The sequence below is a fragment of the Novosphingobium sp. Gsoil 351 genome (assembly GCF_009707465.1).
Lineage (GTDB): Bacteria > Pseudomonadota > Alphaproteobacteria > Sphingomonadales > Sphingomonadaceae > Novosphingobium.
Window position 1 is genome coordinate 2026963 of the sequence record NZ_CP046120.1, and the last position, 16022, is coordinate 2042984.

Annotated in this window: 14 protein-coding genes and 3 pseudogenes; 10 read left to right on the plus strand and 7 right to left on the minus strand. The window is 67.8% G+C overall.

The window, feature by feature from the left end; translation table 11 throughout:
- The first annotated feature begins 55 nt into the window (after window positions 1-55).
- Together aroC and GKE62_RS09785 are read left to right on the plus strand one after the other, a co-directional pair.
- Complete coding sequence (gene aroC, locus GKE62_RS09780; protein WP_154692082.1) at window positions 56-1117, plus strand: chorismate synthase; 1062 nt, start codon at window positions 56-58, stop codon at window positions 1115-1117.
- A 431-nt stretch (window positions 1118-1548) separates the two neighbouring features.
- Window positions 1549-2859, plus strand: coding sequence for a dicarboxylate/amino acid:cation symporter (locus GKE62_RS09785; protein ID WP_154692083.1), 1311 nt, complete (start codon window positions 1549-1551; stop codon window positions 2857-2859).
- A 147-nt stretch (window positions 2860-3006) separates the two neighbouring features.
- Here the strand turns inward: GKE62_RS09785 and nth are convergent, their stop codons facing one another.
- Both nth and dapB read right to left on the minus strand, forming a co-directional pair.
- Entirely contained in the window at window positions 3007-3666 is a 660-nt protein-coding gene (nth, locus tag GKE62_RS09790; protein WP_230206613.1) for an endonuclease III, read from the minus strand.
- Window positions 3663-4391, minus strand: a complete 729-nt coding sequence (gene dapB / locus GKE62_RS09795) for a 4-hydroxy-tetrahydrodipicolinate reductase (protein WP_154692084.1) — start codon at window positions 4389-4391, stop codon at window positions 3663-3665. Before dapB ends, nth begins: the two co-directional genes overlap by 4 nt.
- A 34-nt stretch (window positions 4392-4425) precedes the next feature.
- On the opposite strand from dapB, the gene GKE62_RS09800 reads away from it, so the two are divergent.
- Window positions 4426-5139: an NAD-dependent deacylase gene (locus tag GKE62_RS09800; protein ID WP_154693660.1), complete on the plus strand. Its 714-nt coding sequence runs from the start codon at window positions 4426-4428 to the stop codon at window positions 5137-5139.
- On the opposite strand, the gene GKE62_RS09805 is transcribed toward GKE62_RS09800, so the two are convergent.
- The 4 genes from GKE62_RS09805 to mutM all read right to left on the minus strand — a co-directional run bounded on the left by GKE62_RS09805 (window position 5128) and on the right by mutM (window position 9087).
- Window positions 5128-5901, minus strand: coding sequence for a HesA/MoeB/ThiF family protein (locus tag GKE62_RS09805; RefSeq protein ID WP_195908333.1), 774 nt, complete (start codon window positions 5899-5901; stop codon window positions 5128-5130). The genes GKE62_RS09800 and GKE62_RS09805 overlap by 12 nt on opposite strands.
- A gap of 60 nt (window positions 5902-5961) precedes the next feature.
- Window positions 5962-7392, minus strand: a complete 1431-nt coding sequence (gene dnaA, locus GKE62_RS09810) for a chromosomal replication initiator protein DnaA (RefSeq protein WP_154692085.1) — start codon at window positions 7390-7392, stop codon at window positions 5962-5964.
- Window positions 7393-7890: 498 nt separating this feature from the next.
- Window positions 7891-8151 (minus strand): 30S ribosomal protein S20, encoded by a 261-nt coding sequence (rpsT, locus tag GKE62_RS09815; RefSeq protein ID WP_154692086.1) that lies wholly within the window; start codon window positions 8149-8151, stop codon window positions 7891-7893.
- A gap of 126 nt (window positions 8152-8277) precedes the next feature.
- Complete coding sequence (mutM, locus tag GKE62_RS09820; protein WP_154692087.1) at window positions 8278-9087, minus strand: bifunctional DNA-formamidopyrimidine glycosylase/DNA-(apurinic or apyrimidinic site) lyase; 810 nt, start codon at window positions 9085-9087, stop codon at window positions 8278-8280.
- Window positions 9088-9144: 57 nt separating this feature from the next.
- On the opposite strand from mutM, the pseudogene GKE62_RS09825 reads away from it, so the two are divergent.
- The 4 genes and pseudogenes from GKE62_RS09825 (at window position 9145) to GKE62_RS18970 (ending at window position 12558) form a co-directional block, all read left to right on the plus strand.
- Window positions 9145-9883, plus strand: a pseudogene (locus GKE62_RS09825) (class I SAM-dependent methyltransferase).
- Window positions 9880-11439, plus strand: coding sequence for a 2-polyprenylphenol 6-hydroxylase (gene ubiB / locus GKE62_RS09830; protein ID WP_154692088.1), 1560 nt, complete (start codon window positions 9880-9882; stop codon window positions 11437-11439). Before GKE62_RS09825 ends, ubiB begins: the two are co-directional and overlap by 4 nt.
- A 2-nt stretch (window positions 11440-11441) precedes the next feature.
- Window positions 11442-11816 (plus strand): annotated as a pseudogene (locus GKE62_RS19760) (acyltransferase family protein); the annotation flags it as partial.
- A 97-nt stretch (window positions 11817-11913) separates the two neighbouring features.
- A complete protein-coding gene (locus GKE62_RS18970) occupies window positions 11914-12558 on the plus strand; it encodes an acyltransferase (protein ID WP_230206614.1) in 645 nt (214 codons plus the stop codon).
- Here the strand turns inward: GKE62_RS18970 and mnmA are convergent.
- Window positions 12555-13715: a tRNA 2-thiouridine(34) synthase MnmA gene (gene mnmA / locus GKE62_RS09840; RefSeq protein ID WP_154692089.1), complete on the minus strand. Its 1161-nt coding sequence runs from the start codon at window positions 13713-13715 to the stop codon at window positions 12555-12557. The two genes, GKE62_RS18970 and mnmA, sit on opposite strands and share 4 nt — an antisense overlap.
- Before the next feature lie 155 nt (window positions 13716-13870).
- Here mnmA and GKE62_RS09845 point away from each other — a divergent pair, with 155 nt between their 5' ends.
- From GKE62_RS09845 to GKE62_RS18975, 3 genes and pseudogenes are all read left to right on the plus strand, one after another.
- Complete coding sequence (locus tag GKE62_RS09845) at window positions 13871-14206, plus strand: hypothetical protein (protein ID WP_154692090.1); 336 nt, start codon at window positions 13871-13873, stop codon at window positions 14204-14206.
- A gap of 2 nt (window positions 14207-14208) precedes the next feature.
- Window positions 14209-14508: a DUF1153 domain-containing protein gene (locus tag GKE62_RS09850; RefSeq protein ID WP_154692091.1), complete on the plus strand. Its 300-nt coding sequence runs from the start codon at window positions 14209-14211 to the stop codon at window positions 14506-14508.
- Between the two features lie 323 nt (window positions 14509-14831).
- A pseudogene (locus GKE62_RS18975) lies at window positions 14832-16001 on the plus strand (efflux RND transporter periplasmic adaptor subunit); the annotation flags it as partial.
- Window positions 16002-16022: the final 21 nt, after the last annotated feature.

The following is a 16022-nucleotide window of genomic DNA, read 5'->3' on the forward strand; positions in this document are numbered from 1 at the left end:
GCGGAGTTGGGGGATGCCTAGACAACCGGGGGAAATCCGCCAAAAGGCGCGGGCTATGAGCTTCAACTCCTTCGGCCACGTGTTCCGCTTCACCACCTGGGGTGAAAGCCACGGCCCGGCGCTGGGCGCGGTGGTCGATGGCTGCCCGCCGGGGCTGGCGCTGAGCGAGGCCGATATCCAGCCGTTCCTCGACGCGCGGCGGCCTGGGCAATCGAAGTTCACCACCCAGCGACAGGAACCCGACGCGGTGCGTATCCTGTCGGGAGTGTTCGACGGACACACGACGGGGACACCGATCAGCCTGATGATCGAGAACGTCGATCAGCGCAGCAAGGACTACGCGGAAGTAGCCAAAGCCTATCGCCCCGGCCACGCAGACTACGCCTACGACGCCAAGTACGGCTTTCGCGACTACCGCGGCGGCGGGCGCAGTTCGGCGCGCGAGACCGCGGCGCGCGTGGCGGCCGGCGCGGTGGCGCGGCTGGTGGTCGCCGAGGTGACGATCGTCGCGCATGTCATCGAGATCGGCGGAGATCGAGCGGAGACCTTCGATGTCGCCGAGATCGCCAACAATCCGTTCTTTTGTGCCGATCCGGCCGCGGCGGCGCGCTGGGAAACGCTGGTCGATGGTGCGCGCAAGGATGGCTCCTCGCTCGGCGCGGTGGTCGAATGTGTCGCAACGGGCGTTCCGGCCGGTTGGGGCGCGCCGCTCTATGCCAAGCTCGACGCCGAGCTCGCCCACGCGATGATGGGGATCAACGCGGTCAAGGCGGTCGAGAACGGCGACGGTTTCGCCGCTACCCGTCTGCGCGGCGAGGAAAATGCAGACCCGATGCGACCGGGTGAGAACGCGCCGGAGTTCCTTGCCAACCACGCCGGCGGGATCGCGGGCGGGATCAGCACCGGGCAGCCGGTGGTGGTCCGCGTCGGCTTCAAACCGACCAGTTCGATCCTGACCCCGGTCGATACGATCGACCGCGACGGCAACGCCGCCGAAATCATGACGAAGGGCCGCCACGATCCGTGCGTCGGCATCCGCGGCGCCCCTGTCGTTGCGGCGATGATGGCGCTCGTCCTGGCCGATCAGAAGCTGCTTCATCGGGCGCAGTGCGGATAGGCTTCGCGCGCGGGCAAAGCCTTGCTTGAGGTGGACCGCAAAACGGCCCGCCAAAAAAAGCGTCGATCTGGCATTTTTCCATTTCAATGCAATACTTTGCAAGCCGGTGAACCCCCGCTTGTGTGACCTTTCGCCGACCCGGGGCTCGCGCCCGGTTTGGGCATCCAATACAGGCGAGGAACGGCGATTTTCGTCACGCCCGCGATCCTGTCTTTGAAAACCGATGTAGGAAATAGAAGACGACGTTGGACGCGGCGCGAGCCATCGCTCCTCTCCGGTTCGCCCGGGCTCACTGGTTTTGCCCCGGCTCACTGGTTTTGCCCCGGCTCACTTGTTTTGCCCCGGCTCACTTGTTTTGCCCCGGCTCACTTGTTTTGATTGTCTGAACCAACGCGGTCGCTAGGCTTCGCCGCAACCGCCGGGGAGCACCAATGGCCAAGCGACTGACCCTCTATATCCTGATCGGCATGGCGCTGGGGCTGATCGCCGGCGCGCTGCTACATGGCGCCTACGCCAAGGGGGATCCGGCGCTGGCCCAGGCCGCCGACTACCTCAAGCTGCTCCCCGACGTGTTCCTCAAGCTGATCAAGATGATCATCGCCCCGCTGGTGCTGGCGACGATCGTTGCGGGAATCGCCGGGATGGGCGACGCCGCCGAACTCGGCCGGATCGGCACCCGCGCGCTGGCGTGGTTCATCACCGCCAGCCTGCTGTCGCTGAGCCTGGGCCTGCTGCTGGTCAACCTGTTCAAGCCTGGGGTCGGTCTCGCGCTCCAGCCCACCGCGGACCTCGGCGAACTGGCGGTCAAGGACTTCACCTTGCGCCACTTCGTGCTCGAAATCTTCCCGACCAGCGCGTTCGACGCGATGGCGACGAACAACATCCTTCAGATCCTGGTGTTCTCGCTCTTCGCCGGGGTGGCGCTGTCCGCGCTCGGGCCGAAAGGCGCGGTGCTGGTGCGCGGGGCCGAGGCGCTGGCCGAGCTGATGCTCCAGATCACCGGCTACGTGATGCGCTTCGCGCCGTTCGCGGTGTTCGGCGCGATCGGATCGGTCGTCGCGACCAAGGGCCTGGGGATCGTCGTCACTTATGGCGTGCTGATCAGCGAGTTCTATTTCGGGCTGGTGCTGTTGTGGGCGATCCTGCTGGGCATCGGCGGGCTGTTCCTGGGGCGGCGCATCTTCACGCTGATCCGCTATATCCGCGAACCGCTGCTGCTGACCTTCTCCACCGCGAGTTCGGAGGCGGGTCTGCCCAAGCTGTTCGAGCAGCTCGACCGGTTCGGGGTGCCGCGGCGGCTTTCGGGTTTCGTCCTGCCGCTCGGTTACTCGTTCAACCTCGACGGCTCGATGATGTACATGAGCTTCGCGACGATCTTCATCGCGCAGGCCTATGGCATCGAGCTATCGTGGACCCAGCAGATCCTGATGCTGCTGACCCTGATGGTCACCAGCAAGGGCATCGCCGGAGTGCCGCGCGCCAGCCTGGTGGTGATCGCCGCGACGCTCAGCCAGTTCGGGCTGCCGGTCGAGGGCATCGCGTTGATCCTGGGGATCGATCAGTTCCTCGACATGGGCCGCTCGGCCACCAACATCGTCGGCAACGCGGTAGCGACCAGCGTGATCACCAAGTGGGAGGGGATGCTGGAGAAGCCCGAGCCGATCGCGGTCGAGCCGCCTCACGCCCCCAGCCACACGGCGGCGCACGGCAGGGCAGGGCTCGATCTCGATTCCTCGGCCTAGGCAAGGAGTTCACGCAAAGGCGCTGAGGCGCAAAGGCGGTTTCCCTTGCGGCGAAGCCGCAGTTCATTGTGGCGCCTTGCAGAAGGTCGCTCCTGCGGCGCACCCTACCTCCTTGCGCCTTCTTATCTTTGCGCCTTTGCGTGAACCCTACTTCTTTTCGACCGCCGCCGTCTTCGGCCTGAACGCGCACAAGTCCGCCACCACGCAGCGCCAGCATTCCGGGGTGCGCGCCTTGCAGGTGTAGCGGCCGTGCAGGATCAGCCAGTGGTGCGCGCCTTGGCGGAACGGCGCGGGGACCTTCTTGTCGAGCTGCGCCTCGACCGCCTCAGGGGTCTTGCCCCGCGCCAGGCCAGTGCGGTTGCCCACCCTGAACACATGGGTGTCGACCGCAAAGGTTTCCTCGCCCCAGGCGCAGTTGAGCACCACGTTGGCGGTCTTGCGGCCCACGCCGGGCAGCGCGGTCAGCGCGTCGCGATTCCGCGGCACTTCGCCGCCGTGCTCGGCGATGAGCTTCTCCGACAGGGCGATGACGTTCTTCGCCTTGGCGTTGAACAGGCCGATCGTCTTGATGTGCGCCTTCAGCCCGTCCTCGCCCAGCGCGACCATCTGCGCAGGGGTGGTCACCTCGCGGAACAACGCGCGCGTCGCCTTGTTGACCCCGACGTCGGTCGCCTGCGCCGACAGCACGACGGCAACCAGCAACTGATAGGTGTTGCCGAACTCGAGCTCGGTAAGCGGATCGGGGTTGTCCTCGGCCAGGCGGCGGAAGAATTCGAACAGCTCGGCCTTCGTGCGCGGTGCGCTCAAAGCCCCAAGACCTGCGCCATCGTATAGCGTCCCGCGCGCTGGCCGATCAGCCAAGCGGCTCCGCGCACCGCCCCGCGGGCAAAGATCGCCCTGTTTTCGGCAATGTGCGTCAGGACGATGCGTTCGTCCTCTCCCGCCAGGATCACGCTGTGATCGCCCGCCACGGTTCCGCCGCGCAAGCTGGCAAAGCCGATCGCGCCGCGTACCCTGGGGCCGCTCACCCCATCGCGCCCGCGCTCGCTGGCTTCGTTCAGGCGGATTTCGCGCGCCTCGGCGGCGGCCTCACCCAGCATCAGTGCGGTGCCCGAGGGGGCATCGACCTTGCGCCGGTGGTGCATCTCGGCGATTTCGATGTCCCAGTCGGCATCGAGCCGCAGCGCCGCCTCGCGCACCAGGTGGACCAGCATGTTCACGCCGAGCGAAGTGTTTCCGGTCTGGAGCACCGCGATCCGGTCGGCGGCGTGGTCGATCAGGAAGTGGTGGCGGTCTTCGAGGCCGGTGGTGCCGATCAGGATCGGCGTGGCCGCCTCGACCGCGATGTCGAGATTGTCCTCGAGCGCGGCGGGCGAAGAGAAATCGACCAGCACGTCGGACACTTCGGCCAGCGCGACGAGGTCGCCGCCCTGGTCGATCCCGCCCGCCACGGCATAGCCCGCCGCGGGGATCGCCTCGGCCAGCGCCCGGCCCATGGCTCCCGCGCTGCCGATGATGCCGATGCGTTCCATTGTGCTCCCCAGGTCCGCGTGCTTCATGGCGGACATGACTCCCGTTCGCAACATCGTGATCCTGACCGGCGCCGGGGTATCCGCCGAAAGCGGAATCGACACCTTCCGCAGCGCGGGTGGTCTGTGGGAACAGCACCGGGTCGAGGATGTCGCCACGCCCGAGGGCTTCGCGCGCGATCCCGAGTTGGTGCTGCGGTTCTATGACATGCGCCGCGCGGCGATCCAGACGAAGGTACCGAACCCCGCGCACGAGGCGCTTGCCCGGCTCGATGCGGAATGGCCCGATGAGACTGGGCGCGAACTGCTGATCGTGACCCAGAACGTCGACGATCTCCACGAACGCGCGGGGGCGAAGCGCGTGCTGCACATGCACGGCACCCACCTCAACGCCTGGTGCATGGCCTGCGACGTGCGCTCGCCGTGGCGCGAAACGCTGATCGACCGGCCGCCGTGCCCGGCCTGCGGCAAGGCGGCGCTGCGCCCCGATGTCGTCTGGTTCGGCGAGATGCCGTACGAGATGGACCGCATCTATGCAGCGCTGCGGTCGGCCGACCTGTTCGTCTCGATTGGCACCTCGGGCGCGGTCTATCCCGCTGCGGGGTTCGTCCGCGATGCGCGCGAATGCGGCGCGGCGACGCTCGAACTCAACCTCGAACGCAGCCAGGGATCGCGCTGGTTCGACGAGACGCGGCTGGGTCCGGCAAGCGAACTGGTGCCGGCATGGGTGGAGGAACTTTTAGGCGGCTGAGCACCCGCGACACTCCGGGTCCTTGGCGATTCGCAAGCTGCGCAGCGCGGGGGCGAGCCCGTCGAGCACGTGGAGCTGGCCGAACTGCGGATCGCCCATTCCGCCCACGCCCGCCGCCGCCAGGATCACGCGCACCGCTGCGAGCGCCGCGAACGTCCCCGCCCAACCGGCCATCGCGCCCAACATCCCATCCTCGGCGCAACTGTCGCAGTCCTCGGCATCGAACGCATCGCCGACGAAGCAGCGATAGCACGGCTGGCCGGCCAGGTGCCCCGCGAACGCGCCGACCTGGCCCTGAAAACGCCCGACCGCGGCGCTGACCAGCGGCGTTTGCGCGGCGACACAGGCGTCCGACACCGCCAGCCGGGTGGCGAAGTTGTCGCACCCGTCGACGATCACCGTACCACCGTCGAGCATCTTCGCGGCGTTGTCGCGGCCGATCCGCCCGCGGCAGATCCGGACCTCGATCGACGGATCGAATCGCACAGCCCAGGCGCGGGCGACGTCGACCTTGGCGCTGCCGATGTCAGCTTCGGCGAAGATCGTCTGGCGTTGCAGATTGCTCGCCTCGACCACGTCGTCGTCGATCAGTATCAACGCGCCGACCCCCGCCGCGGCCAGGTATTGTACTACCGGCGAGCCGATTCCGCCCAGCCCGACGACAGCCACTTGCGCCCGGCCCAGCGCAACCTGACCGGCGCCGCCAATCTCGGGCAGGACGATATGGCGAGCGAAGCGGTCGAGGCGGTCGGAGGGCAGCATCGGACTGCGGACTAGCCTGTTAACAAGCCGGGCAAAAGCGGTTCGCCCGGTGTGGACGAATCAGCTCTCCAGCTGGCGCAGCAAGCTGCGCACGTCGCCGTCCATGTCGGCATCGCGCGTGCGCAAGTCTTCGATCAGGCGCACCGCGTGGATGACGGTCGAGTGGTCGCGCCCGCCGAACTTGCGGCCGATCTCGGGATAGCTGCGCGGGGTCAGCACTTTGGCGAGGTACATCGCCACCTGGCGCGGACGAACGACGGCTCTCGCCCGGCGCTTGCTGCCCATCTCGGTGCGGTCGACCCGGTAGAACTGGCAGACGGTGCGCTGGATCTCGTCGATCGTGATCCGCCGGCGATTCGCCGAGAGAATATCGGTGAGCTGTTCCTCGGCGAGCTGGAGCGAAACCTGCTGCCCGGTGAGCTGGGCATAGGCGATCAGCTTGTTCAGGCCGCCCACCAGCTCGCGGACGTTGCGGTTGATCGTGCGCGCGAGGAACTCGATCACGTCGCCGGGCACCTGGTGGTTCTGCGCGACGAAGCGCAGCATCCGGTGCTCGAGGATCTTGCGGCGCAGCTCGATGTCGGCCGGTGCGATATCGGCGACCAGGCCCATGCTGAGCCGCGAGAGCAGGCGTTGTTCGACGCCATCGAGCGCCTGCGGCGCGCGATCGGCGGCGACCACCAGGCGCTTGCCCGCGGCGAGCAGCGCATCGATCGTGTGGAGCAGTTCCTCCTGGGTCGAGGACTTGCCGATGATGAACTGGATGTCGTCGACCAGCAGCAGGTCGAAGCCCCTGAGCCGCGCCTTGAACTCGAGCATCTCGTTGGCGCGCATCGCCTGGACGAACTCGATCATGAAGCGCTCGGCCGAGCAGTAGAAGATCCGCGCGCCGGGGCGGCTGGCGGCGAAGGCGTGGCCGATCGCGTGGAGCAGGTGAGTCTTGCCCTGCCCGGTCGAGGCCTTGAGATAGAGCGGCGAGAACTGCGGCGCGGCCTCGGCCGCCATCCGCTGCGCGGCGTTGCAGGCGAGCACGTTCGAGGCGCCGGTGACGAACTCGGTGAAGGTCAGCGAGGGGTCGAGCCCGGCGGAGAGCGAATCGACGATGCCCGGCGCGACCAGGGCGGCGCTGGAGGTCTGCATCGACGCCGGCGGACGCACGCTTCCGTTCAGCTTGAGCTCGGGCAGCGCGCGGCGGCGCGGGTGGACCGAGATGCGCACGTGGCGCACTTCCTGCCGCGCGATCTTCCACGCCAGCGACAGGCGATCGGCAAAGCGATCGGCGACCCAGTTGGCGGAGAATTCGGTCGGCAGGAATAGATCGAGCGTGCCGGTTTCCTTGCAGAAACTGCCAAGCTGCACGGGCTTGATCCACTGGCTGTGAAGCTGCTGGCCCAGGTCCTTGCGCAGACCTTGGCTGATGTCGGCCCAGTCGGCCGCCAGGTCGAGTGCTTCTTGATCCTCGACCGTCGTTTCCATGTCTGCCTTGCTCATCGACCCCCGCACCGACGATTCTACGCCAGCCTTCCACCTTGCCGCGACCCTGTTAAGTCCGCGGCGCGACCATACGTTCCAACCGTCCGGCGCAACGTTTCCCCCGTCAGCGCAGGCGCAATTCGGCTAGGTCGCGAAACTCGCGTATCGACCTTCGCCGCAGGAACTGGATTGCCAGGATTCGCGCCAAACGGCGTTCCTCCCGACGACCAATTCCTAAGCCCGGCTCGGGGCGTGGCAACCCGCCGACTGCAAAAAAAGTGAAATATTCGCCTTGACTCGCCACGGTCCGCAGAATTGCGCCTACTTCGTCTCAACCCTCTGAAATACTTGAATTATTATGCAAGGGTCGGGCCGAATCGTGGAAAATCCGTGCTTTGCCGCAAAGCACAATCGGGGCCGCCAAACACCAAGCGCCGGCGGTGGTCCGCCGGCGCTGCAAGTGTTCCGCTTGTGTACTGCCGACGCAAGCGGCGGGTGATCAAACCGCGGTGCGAATCAGAGCGCCGCGACTCGCTTGGTCAGCCGCGAGAACTTGCGGCTGGCGGTGTTCTTGTGCAGCACGCCGCGGGCGACGCCGCGCATGATCTCGGGCTGGGCAGCGGCCAAGGCTGCATCCGCCGCCGACTTGTCGCCACCCTCGATCGCGGCTTCGACCTTCTTCACGAAGGTGCGGATGCGGCCGAGGCGATTGCCGTTGATCTCCGCGCGGCGATCGTTGCGGCGGATGCGTTTCTTGGCTTGGGGCGTGTTGGCCATGTTCGTCCTCTGTGGGGCCGCGGCACGGCCACTTGATCCTGCTGATGCTGTTCGGTGAGGCAGGCCGAGACCCGCCGGAAAGCGCGCGCCCTAGCGCCGCGCGGCCGAATCGTCAACCGGCCATGCTTACTTCTGGCACTTCGGGCAGAACCACGTGCTACGTCCCCCCTGAACGATCCGCTTGACCGTTCCACCACACCCGCACGGCTCGCCCTCGCGGCCATAGACATCGAACTGCTTGGCGAAATAGCCCAGCTGCCCCGAGGGCTGGGCATAATCGCGCAGCGACGATCCCCCCGCCTCGATCGATTCGGCGAGGACCATTTGAATCGCGGGGACGAGGCGCTCGAGTGCGACCAATGGGACCTTTCCCGCCGCCTTGCGCGGATCGATTCGCGCGCGAAACAGCGCCTCGCAGACGTAGATGTTGCCGAGCCCGGCAACGATCCGCTGATCGAGCAGCAGGAGTTTCACCGCGGCGATCCGGCTTCCAAACGCGCGCTTGAGGTGTTTGGCGGTCAACCCCGGCCCCAGCGGCTCGGGGCCGAGCGCGGCGAACGGCGGCCATTCGTCGAGGCGCGCGGTATCGACCAGGTCGACCGAGCCGAACCGCCGCGGATCACACAGTGCGAGAACGTGGTCCTCGGTTTCGAGCACCATATGATCGTGCTTGGCGATCGCCTCGGGATCGATCCGCCAGCGTCCGCTCATGCCGAGATGGAACACCAGCGTGGCCGCGCGGTCGGTATGGATCAGGCCGTACTTGGCGCGCCGCGCTAGCCCGAGGACGGTCGCTCCGGTCAGCGTCTGGACGAGTTCGGGCGGGAACGGGCGGCGCAAGTCGGCGCGATTGACCGCGACTCGCGCGATCCGCCGTCCGTCGAGGATGCGCTCCAGCCCGCGCACGGTGGTTTCGACTTCGGGAAGCTCGGGCACGCGGGGCGGCTTATCAGTCTTTGCGCCCACGGCAATCGCCCTCTAAAGCGCCGCGCGATGAGCGATCCCGAAACCGTCTCCTTCGGCTACGAAGACGTCGCCCCCGCCGAGAAGGCCGCGCGGGTCGGCGCGGTGTTTTCCAGCGTGGCCAAGAGCTACGACCGGATGAACGACGCGATGAGCGTCGGGCTTGCACCGGATGTGGAAGGATACCTTCGTGCGCCGGGTAAAGCCACGTGAGGGCGAGACGATCCTCGACATGGCCGGCGGCACCGGCGACATCGCCTTTCGCATGGCGGCGAGCGGCGCGCGCATCACCGTCGCCGACATCAACCAGGACATGCTCGACGTTGGGCTCGAACGGGCCGCCGACAGGGGCATCGACGGCCTGGTGTGGTCGCGCCAGGATGCCGAGGACCTGGCCTTCCCCGCCCGCAGCTTCGACGCCTACACGATCGCCTTCGGCATCCGTAACGTGACCCGGATCGACGTGGCGCTGGCCGAGGCGCATCGCGTGCTCAAGTATGGCGGGCGGTTCTTCTGCCTCGAATTCTCGACCACAACCTGGCCTGGATTCGCCGAAGTCTACGACGCCTATTCGCACAAGGTGGTGCCTCGGATCGGCCAGGCGATCGCCGGGGACGCCGATTCGTACCGCTACCTGATCGAATCGATCCGCCGCTTTCCCGACATGCCGAAGTTTGCGGGCATGATCCGCGCCGCCGGGTTCGCGCAAGTCAAGGCCGAGCCGATCCTCGGGGGGCTGGTCGCGATCCACTCGGGGTGGAAGGTTTGACGCAGCCCGCGACGCATATTCTGCGATTGCTGGGCTGGGGGCGGACGCTGGCCCGGCACGGCGCGTTGCGCGGGATCGAGCGCGACCCCAATACCCCGGCGCAAGTGCGCCGATTGTGCCGGGTCGCTCGGATCGGCGCGATCCAGCCGCGAGCGCCCGACTACGCAGGCGCGTTCCGCGAAATCGGCCCCGCCGCGATCAAACTGGGGCAGACGCTGGCCACCCGTCCCGACATTGTCGGCGAAGATGCCGCGCACAACCTGCTCTCGCTCCAGGACAGCCTGCCCCCGGTGCCGTACCAGGCGATCTGCGCCGAGATCGAGGCGAGCTTCGGCAAGCCGGTGTCGTCGCTCTATGCGACGATCGAGCACGAATCGGTGGGCTCCGCGTCGATCGCCCAAGTCCATCGCGCCACCACCGCGCAAGGCCGCCAGGTCGCGGTCAAGGTGCTCAGGCCCGGGATCAGGGAAAAATTCGCGCGCGATCTCGACACCTACGAATGGGCCGCAGCGCATCTCGAGGCGCTCGGCGGAGAGGCCAGCCGCCTGCGCCCGCGCCTCGTCATCGCCAACTTCAAGCGCTGGACCTTGCGCGAGCTCGACCTGCGGCGCGAGGCGGCCTCCGCCTCCGAGCTCGCCGAGGCGATGACCGCGTTCGCCGGCTACCGCGTCCCCGCGATCGACTGGGACCGCACCAACGGCCGGGTGATGACGCTCGACTGGGTCGACGGGGTCAAGATCAGCGATCTCGCCGCGCTCGACGCCGCGGGCCACGACCGCAAGGAGCTGGCACGGCGGCTGGTGCTGGCGTTCCTGACCCAGGCCATATCGCACGGGCTGTTCCACGCCGACATGCACCAGGGCAACCTGTTCGTCGAACCCGACGGGACGATCGCCGCGATCGACTTCGGGATCATGGGCCGGATCGACCGTCGCGCCCGCGCCTGGCTCGCCGAGATCCTCTATGGCCTGACCACTGGCAACTACCGCCGCGTCGCCGAGATCCATTTCGAGGCGCAGTATGTGCCCGCGCACCATTCGGTCGACGACTTCGCCACCGCGCTGCGCGCGGTCGGCGAGCCGATGCGCGGCAAGCCGGTCAGCGAGCTGTCGGTCGGCGCAATGCTCGACGGACTGTTCGCGATCACCCGCGATTTCGACATGCAGACCCAGCCGCACCTGCTGCTGCTGCAAAAGACGATGGTGATGGTCGAAGGCATCGCCACCAGCCTCGATCCCGCGATCAACATGTGGGACGTCTCCGCGCCGTTCGTGCGCGACTGGATCCGCGACGAGCTGGGGCCCGAGGCGGCGCTGGCCGATCGCCTGCGCGAGGATGCCGACACGCTGCTGCGGCTGCCATCGCTGATCCGGCGGATCGAGGAACGATATCCGGCCAAGGGCGGCGCGCCGCAGCCCTTGCCGCTTCCCGACGTCGAGCTGATGTGGGAGCGGCGGACGGCAAACCCGCGCCGGCCGGTGTTCGGCTACGTTGTCGCGCTGGCTGCCGGAGCCGCGCTCGCGCTGGCGGGAGCGGCGCAAGGCTGGTGGGGGTGAACATGCCCCTGAATCCCGTTGGGCATCCCCTGCGCCTGCCCAAGCGGCACTTCAACGCGCTCGACCTGTCGCGGCTGGTCGCCGCGGTGGCGGTGCTGTTCTGGCACTATCTCCACTTCACGATACCCGCGAGCGGCAACCGTGCTCCGCCCAACTTCGGCGACTTCGAGCCGCTCCATGGCCTGTTCGCGGCGTTCTATGCCCACGGACATCTGGCGGTCGAATACTTCTGGATCGTCTCCGGGTTCGTCTTCGCGCATGTCTATCTGGCCGAAACGGGCGCGCGGGGGCGGTTCTGGCTTGCCCGAGTCGCACGATTGTGGCCGCTACACTTGCTGACATTGTGCGTGGTCGCTGCGCTTCAGGCCGCGTACTGGACCCAACACGGCGATCATTTCGTGTTCGGGCCAAACAACCTCTACCACTTCGTCCTCAATCTCGGGCTCGCGCACTACTGGGGGGTTCGAGCGGGGGATGAGCTTCAACGGTCCGTCGTGGTCGCTGTCGGTCGAAATCCTCGCCTATGCCGCGTTCTGGCTGGTCCTGCCCGCGCTGCGCCAGGGGCGCGCCGTTGTCGCGGGGGCGCTGGCGCTCGCCGCCGCGCTGCTCGCGCCGCAATACCCGGCGCTCAAAGCCTTCGCCTGCCTCGCCTACTTCTTCGCGGGAACCACGATCTATCTGGCGATGCTGCGCGGCTGGGCGTGGCCCGGCGTACTGGCGGTGGCCGGTGGCGCGGGCCTGATCCTGGCGGCTCGGTACGATCCGGTCACCGCGCTGGAATTCCCGCAGGGCGGGATGTGGGTGGTCTCGCTGTTCGCGCTCGCGCTGCTGGCCGACCGGCTCGACCCCGGCGACCGGCTGGCGTTCGGCAAGCGCCTCGGCGATGCCTCTTACGGCACGTACTTGTGGCACTTTCCGATCCAGCTGGTGATCGTGATGATGCTCGACGCGCTGCCCGGCGGGCGGGCGCTGGCGCAGCATTGGGCGGTGCTGGCGGTCTATCTCGCCGCCGCGCTCGCCGCCGGTTTCGCCTCGCACCGCTGGTTCGAGAAGCCCGCCCAACGCGCGGTGTTCGCCGCGGCAGCGCGATTGCGGACGGCGCGGATCGCCATGGCTTAAGCCTTCTGGGTCTCCGCGATCCAGCCGCCGCCCAGCACTCGCTCGCCGGCGTAGATCACCGCCGCCTGCCCCGCGGCCACCCCGTATTCGGGCGCGGCGAAGCGAAGCGTGGTCGCCGCGCCGCCGCCGAGCGGCCCGTCGAGGACCACCGGCATCGGCCTGGCCAGCGAACGCACCTTGGCGGTCAGCGGTGCCCCAAAATCACTCGGGCTCATCGGTCCGATCCGGTTGGTCTCGACCAAGCGCGCCGCAGACACCGCGAGCAGCCGCTTCGGCCCGACGATCACCCGCGCCGCCGGGGCATCGAGCGCGGTGACATAGAGCGGTTCGGCCAGCCCGCCGATCTCCAGCCCGCGGCGCTGGCCCACGGTATAGTGGAGCACACCCTTGTGCTCGCCCAGCACCGCTCCGGTCTCCGCATGGACGATCTCGCCCGGCGCGCCGCCTTCGGGGCGGATGCCGCGCACGACTTTGGCATAGTCGCCATCGGGGACGAAGCAGATGTCCTGGCTGTCGGGCTTGGCCGCGACTCGCAAGCCGGCCTGTTCGGCCAGCCGCCGCACTTCTGGCTTGGGCAGACCGCCCAAGGGAAAGCGCAGGAAATCGAGCTGGGCCTCGGTAGTGGCAAACAGGAAGTAGCTCTGGTCGCGCGCCGGATCGGCCGCGCGCCATAATTCGGGTCCGGCGGCGCCGGCGACCCGCCGGACATAATGTCCGGTCGCCAGGCAATCCGCGCCCAGATCGCGCGCCATCGCCAGCAGATCGGTGAACTTGGGCCCCATGTTGCAGCGGATGCAGGGGATCGGGGTCCGCCCGGCGAGATAGTCGTCGGCGAACTGTTCGATCACCTCCTCGCGAAAGGACGAAGCGTGGTCGAACACGTAGTGCGCGATCCCCAGCCGATCCGCGACCGCGCGCGCGTCGCGGATGTCGTCGCCCGCGCAGCACGCGCCCTTGCGCCCGCTGGCCGCACCGTGATCGTAGAGCTGGAGCGTGATGCCGATGGTTTCCGCCCCGCTCGCGGCAGCCAGCGCGGCGACCACCGAGCTGTCGACCCCGCCCGACATCGCGACTACGATCCGTCGCGCGGCGATCGGCGAGGCAAGCTGGAACAGCGCGGCGGCATCGGGCCGGTCGAGAAGCGCAAGGACGGACATCGGCCCGCCTATAGACGCGGTTCGGTCGCGGCGAAAGCAGCGGACGTCCGGCCCGCATTTCCCGTACAAGTCCTCGCCGCGGCTTAAGATTGGTCAACATGGGGTAAACCGGCGCTTTACCTTGCCTTGACGTTGACTCGCTATTGCCAGTCGCGATGGACCTGAACCTTTCCTCAGCCAAGGCTTTCGCCGACGCCGCCGATGACGGCGAAGGCACTGAGCTGCGGGCGCTGGACTGGGGGGCGCTGCTGGCGCGGCTCGGCGCCGAGCGCGATTTGCGCCGGGAACTGGCCAAGGGTCTCGCCGCTCCGCGACGCCTGGCGGATTTCGCGGGCGGCGCGGCAATCGTGGTATCGGGCGTTTCGTCCGTTTCGCCGCACAATGCACCAAGCGTTAACCCTGACGCTTTAGCCGATTTCAAATCGGCGGGAGGCAACACGTCGGCGACGAGGCATCCGCTGGCCGTCGCGAAGCTTGGCGCTCGAGGATAACAATGATCGAAAATCAGAAAATCCGTCCGGCCATGGTCATCGGTCCCCTCGGCGAGCCGCTTTCGCTCGAGTCGCTGCCCTCGCCGGAAACCACGCGCTGGGTTGTGCGGCGCAAGGCCGAGGTCGTCGCCGCGGTCAACGGCGGGCTGCTCTCGATCGACGAGGTGTGCGAACGGTACAACCTGACCATCGAGGAATTCGCCTCGTGGCAGCGCTCGGTCGATCGCTCGGGGATGCAGGGCCTGCGCGTCACCCGGCTCCAGCACTATCGCGACTTGTACGAGCGCCAGCTCAAGTACTGAAGCGGCATCGGCCGGGGTCTTTCGACCAACCGGCCCCACGGTTCGACCGGGGTAGCGGCGGGGTATTCCCCCGCCGTCCTTATTCGTGCTTAGCCGGGAAGGGCGCGAGACCGCCCCGGTAGCCTGTCATTGCCAGCTTTCGCGCGCGGGACTATGGCGCAGCTTGCCGTCTGCCGCGCGTGCTTTTCGGCCAAGTGCCTCCTTGCGGGAGGTGGCTTATCGAGATAACACACCGGTGCAGGATGAGGGGGCACTCTGCGTCCCACGATGTACGTGGCGCATCGGCGCCGACAAGGCCTGAGACTTGAGGGGCTGTGAGTTTTATGAACGACGAAACGCGGATCGACATGGCCACGGCCCAGCCGATCGACAGCTTCGACCACGAGCCTTTCGGCGAGCGGCTCAGCCGCCGCAAGTGGTGGATTGCCGGCGCGATCGCGCTGGCCCTGGCGATTGGCGCGTGGATCTATTTGCGCTCGGGTAGCGAGACTCCCGCCGCAGATGCCGCCAACCAGGCCCCCACCGTCACCGTCATAACCCCCGGGCGGGGCACCATCCAGGGTACGATCACCGCCACCGGCACGCTCGGCGCGCGGCGCGAGATGCCGGTGGGTTCGGTCGGCGAGGGCGGCCAGATCGTGCAGGTGTTGGTCGAAGCGGGTCAATGGGTGCGCCAGGGCCAGGTTCTCGCAGTGGTCGACCGCTCGGTGCAGACCCAGCAAGCCGCCAGCTTGGCGGCGCAGATCCAGGTCAGCCAGGCCGACGCCAATCTGGCCCAGGCCAACCTCGACCGCGCGCTCAAGCTGGTCGCGCGAGGCTTCGTGTCCAAGGCCGACGTCGATCGGCTGGCCGCCACTCGCGACGCCGCCAACGCCCGCGTCCGCGTCGCTCGCGCCCAGCTGGGCGAGGCGCAGGCGCGCACCGCCCGGCTCAACATCCTTGCCCCCGCGGCCGGACTGGTGCTCGAACGCAACGCTGAGCCGGGTCAGGTCGTCGGCGGCGCCAGCGGCGTGCTGTTCCGCCTCGCCCGCGGCGGCGAGATGGAGTTGCGCGCGGGCGTCTCGGAAATCGATCTCGCCCGGCTCGCCCCCGGTGTGACCGCGCAGGTCACCCCGATCGGCACCGACCGGAGCTTTACCGGGCAGGTCTGGCAGCTTTCGCCGACGATCGACCCGCAGAGCCGCCAGGGCACTGCCCGGATCGCGCTGGCCTACAACCCCGCCTTGCGCCCCGGCGGGTTCGCGACCGCGACGATTGCCAGCGGCACGCTGGTGGCCCCGCTGCTGCCCGAATCCGCGCTCCTGAGCGACGACAAGGGCAGCTATGTCTATATCGTCGGCAACGACGGGAAAGTCGTCCGCCGCGCGGTCAAGACCGGGATCGTGACCGCCAATGGCATTGCGGTGGTCGACGGCTTGACCGGGACCGAGCGGGTCGTGCTGCGCGCCGGCGGCTTCCTCGCCCCCGGAGACAAGGTAGTGCCGCGCGCCGCGCGGCCGCGACAAGCTAGAAAC

Bases quoted from the DNA above. Each gene is read 5' to 3' on its own strand.
- aroC (WP_154692082.1), top strand. From the start codon at position 56: ATGAGCTTCAACTCCTTCGGCCACGTGTTCCGCTTCACCACCTGGGGT.
- GKE62_RS09785 (WP_154692083.1), top strand. From the start codon at position 1,549: ATGGCCAAGCGACTGACCCTCTATATCCTGATCGGCATGGCGCTGGGG.
- dapB (WP_154692084.1), bottom strand. From the start codon at position 4,391: ATGGAACGCATCGGCATCATCGGCAGCGCGGGAGCCATGGGCCGGGCG.
- GKE62_RS09800 (WP_154693660.1), top strand. From the start codon at position 4,426: ATGACTCCCGTTCGCAACATCGTGATCCTGACCGGCGCCGGGGTATCC.
- GKE62_RS09805 (WP_195908333.1), bottom strand. From the start codon at position 5,901: ATGCTGCCCTCCGACCGCCTCGACCGCTTCGCTCGCCATATCGTCCTG.
- dnaA (WP_154692085.1), bottom strand. From the start codon at position 7,392: ATGAGCAAGGCAGACATGGAAACGACGGTCGAGGATCAAGAAGCACTC.
- rpsT (WP_154692086.1), bottom strand. From the start codon at position 8,151: ATGGCCAACACGCCCCAAGCCAAGAAACGCATCCGCCGCAACGATCGC.
- GKE62_RS18970 (WP_230206614.1), top strand. From the start codon at position 11,914: ATGAGCTTCAACGGTCCGTCGTGGTCGCTGTCGGTCGAAATCCTCGCC.
- mnmA (WP_154692089.1), bottom strand. From the start codon at position 13,715: ATGTCCGTCCTTGCGCTTCTCGACCGGCCCGATGCCGCCGCGCTGTTC.
- GKE62_RS09845 (WP_154692090.1), top strand. From the start codon at position 13,871: ATGGACCTGAACCTTTCCTCAGCCAAGGCTTTCGCCGACGCCGCCGAT.
- GKE62_RS09850 (WP_154692091.1), top strand. From the start codon at position 14,209: ATGATCGAAAATCAGAAAATCCGTCCGGCCATGGTCATCGGTCCCCTC.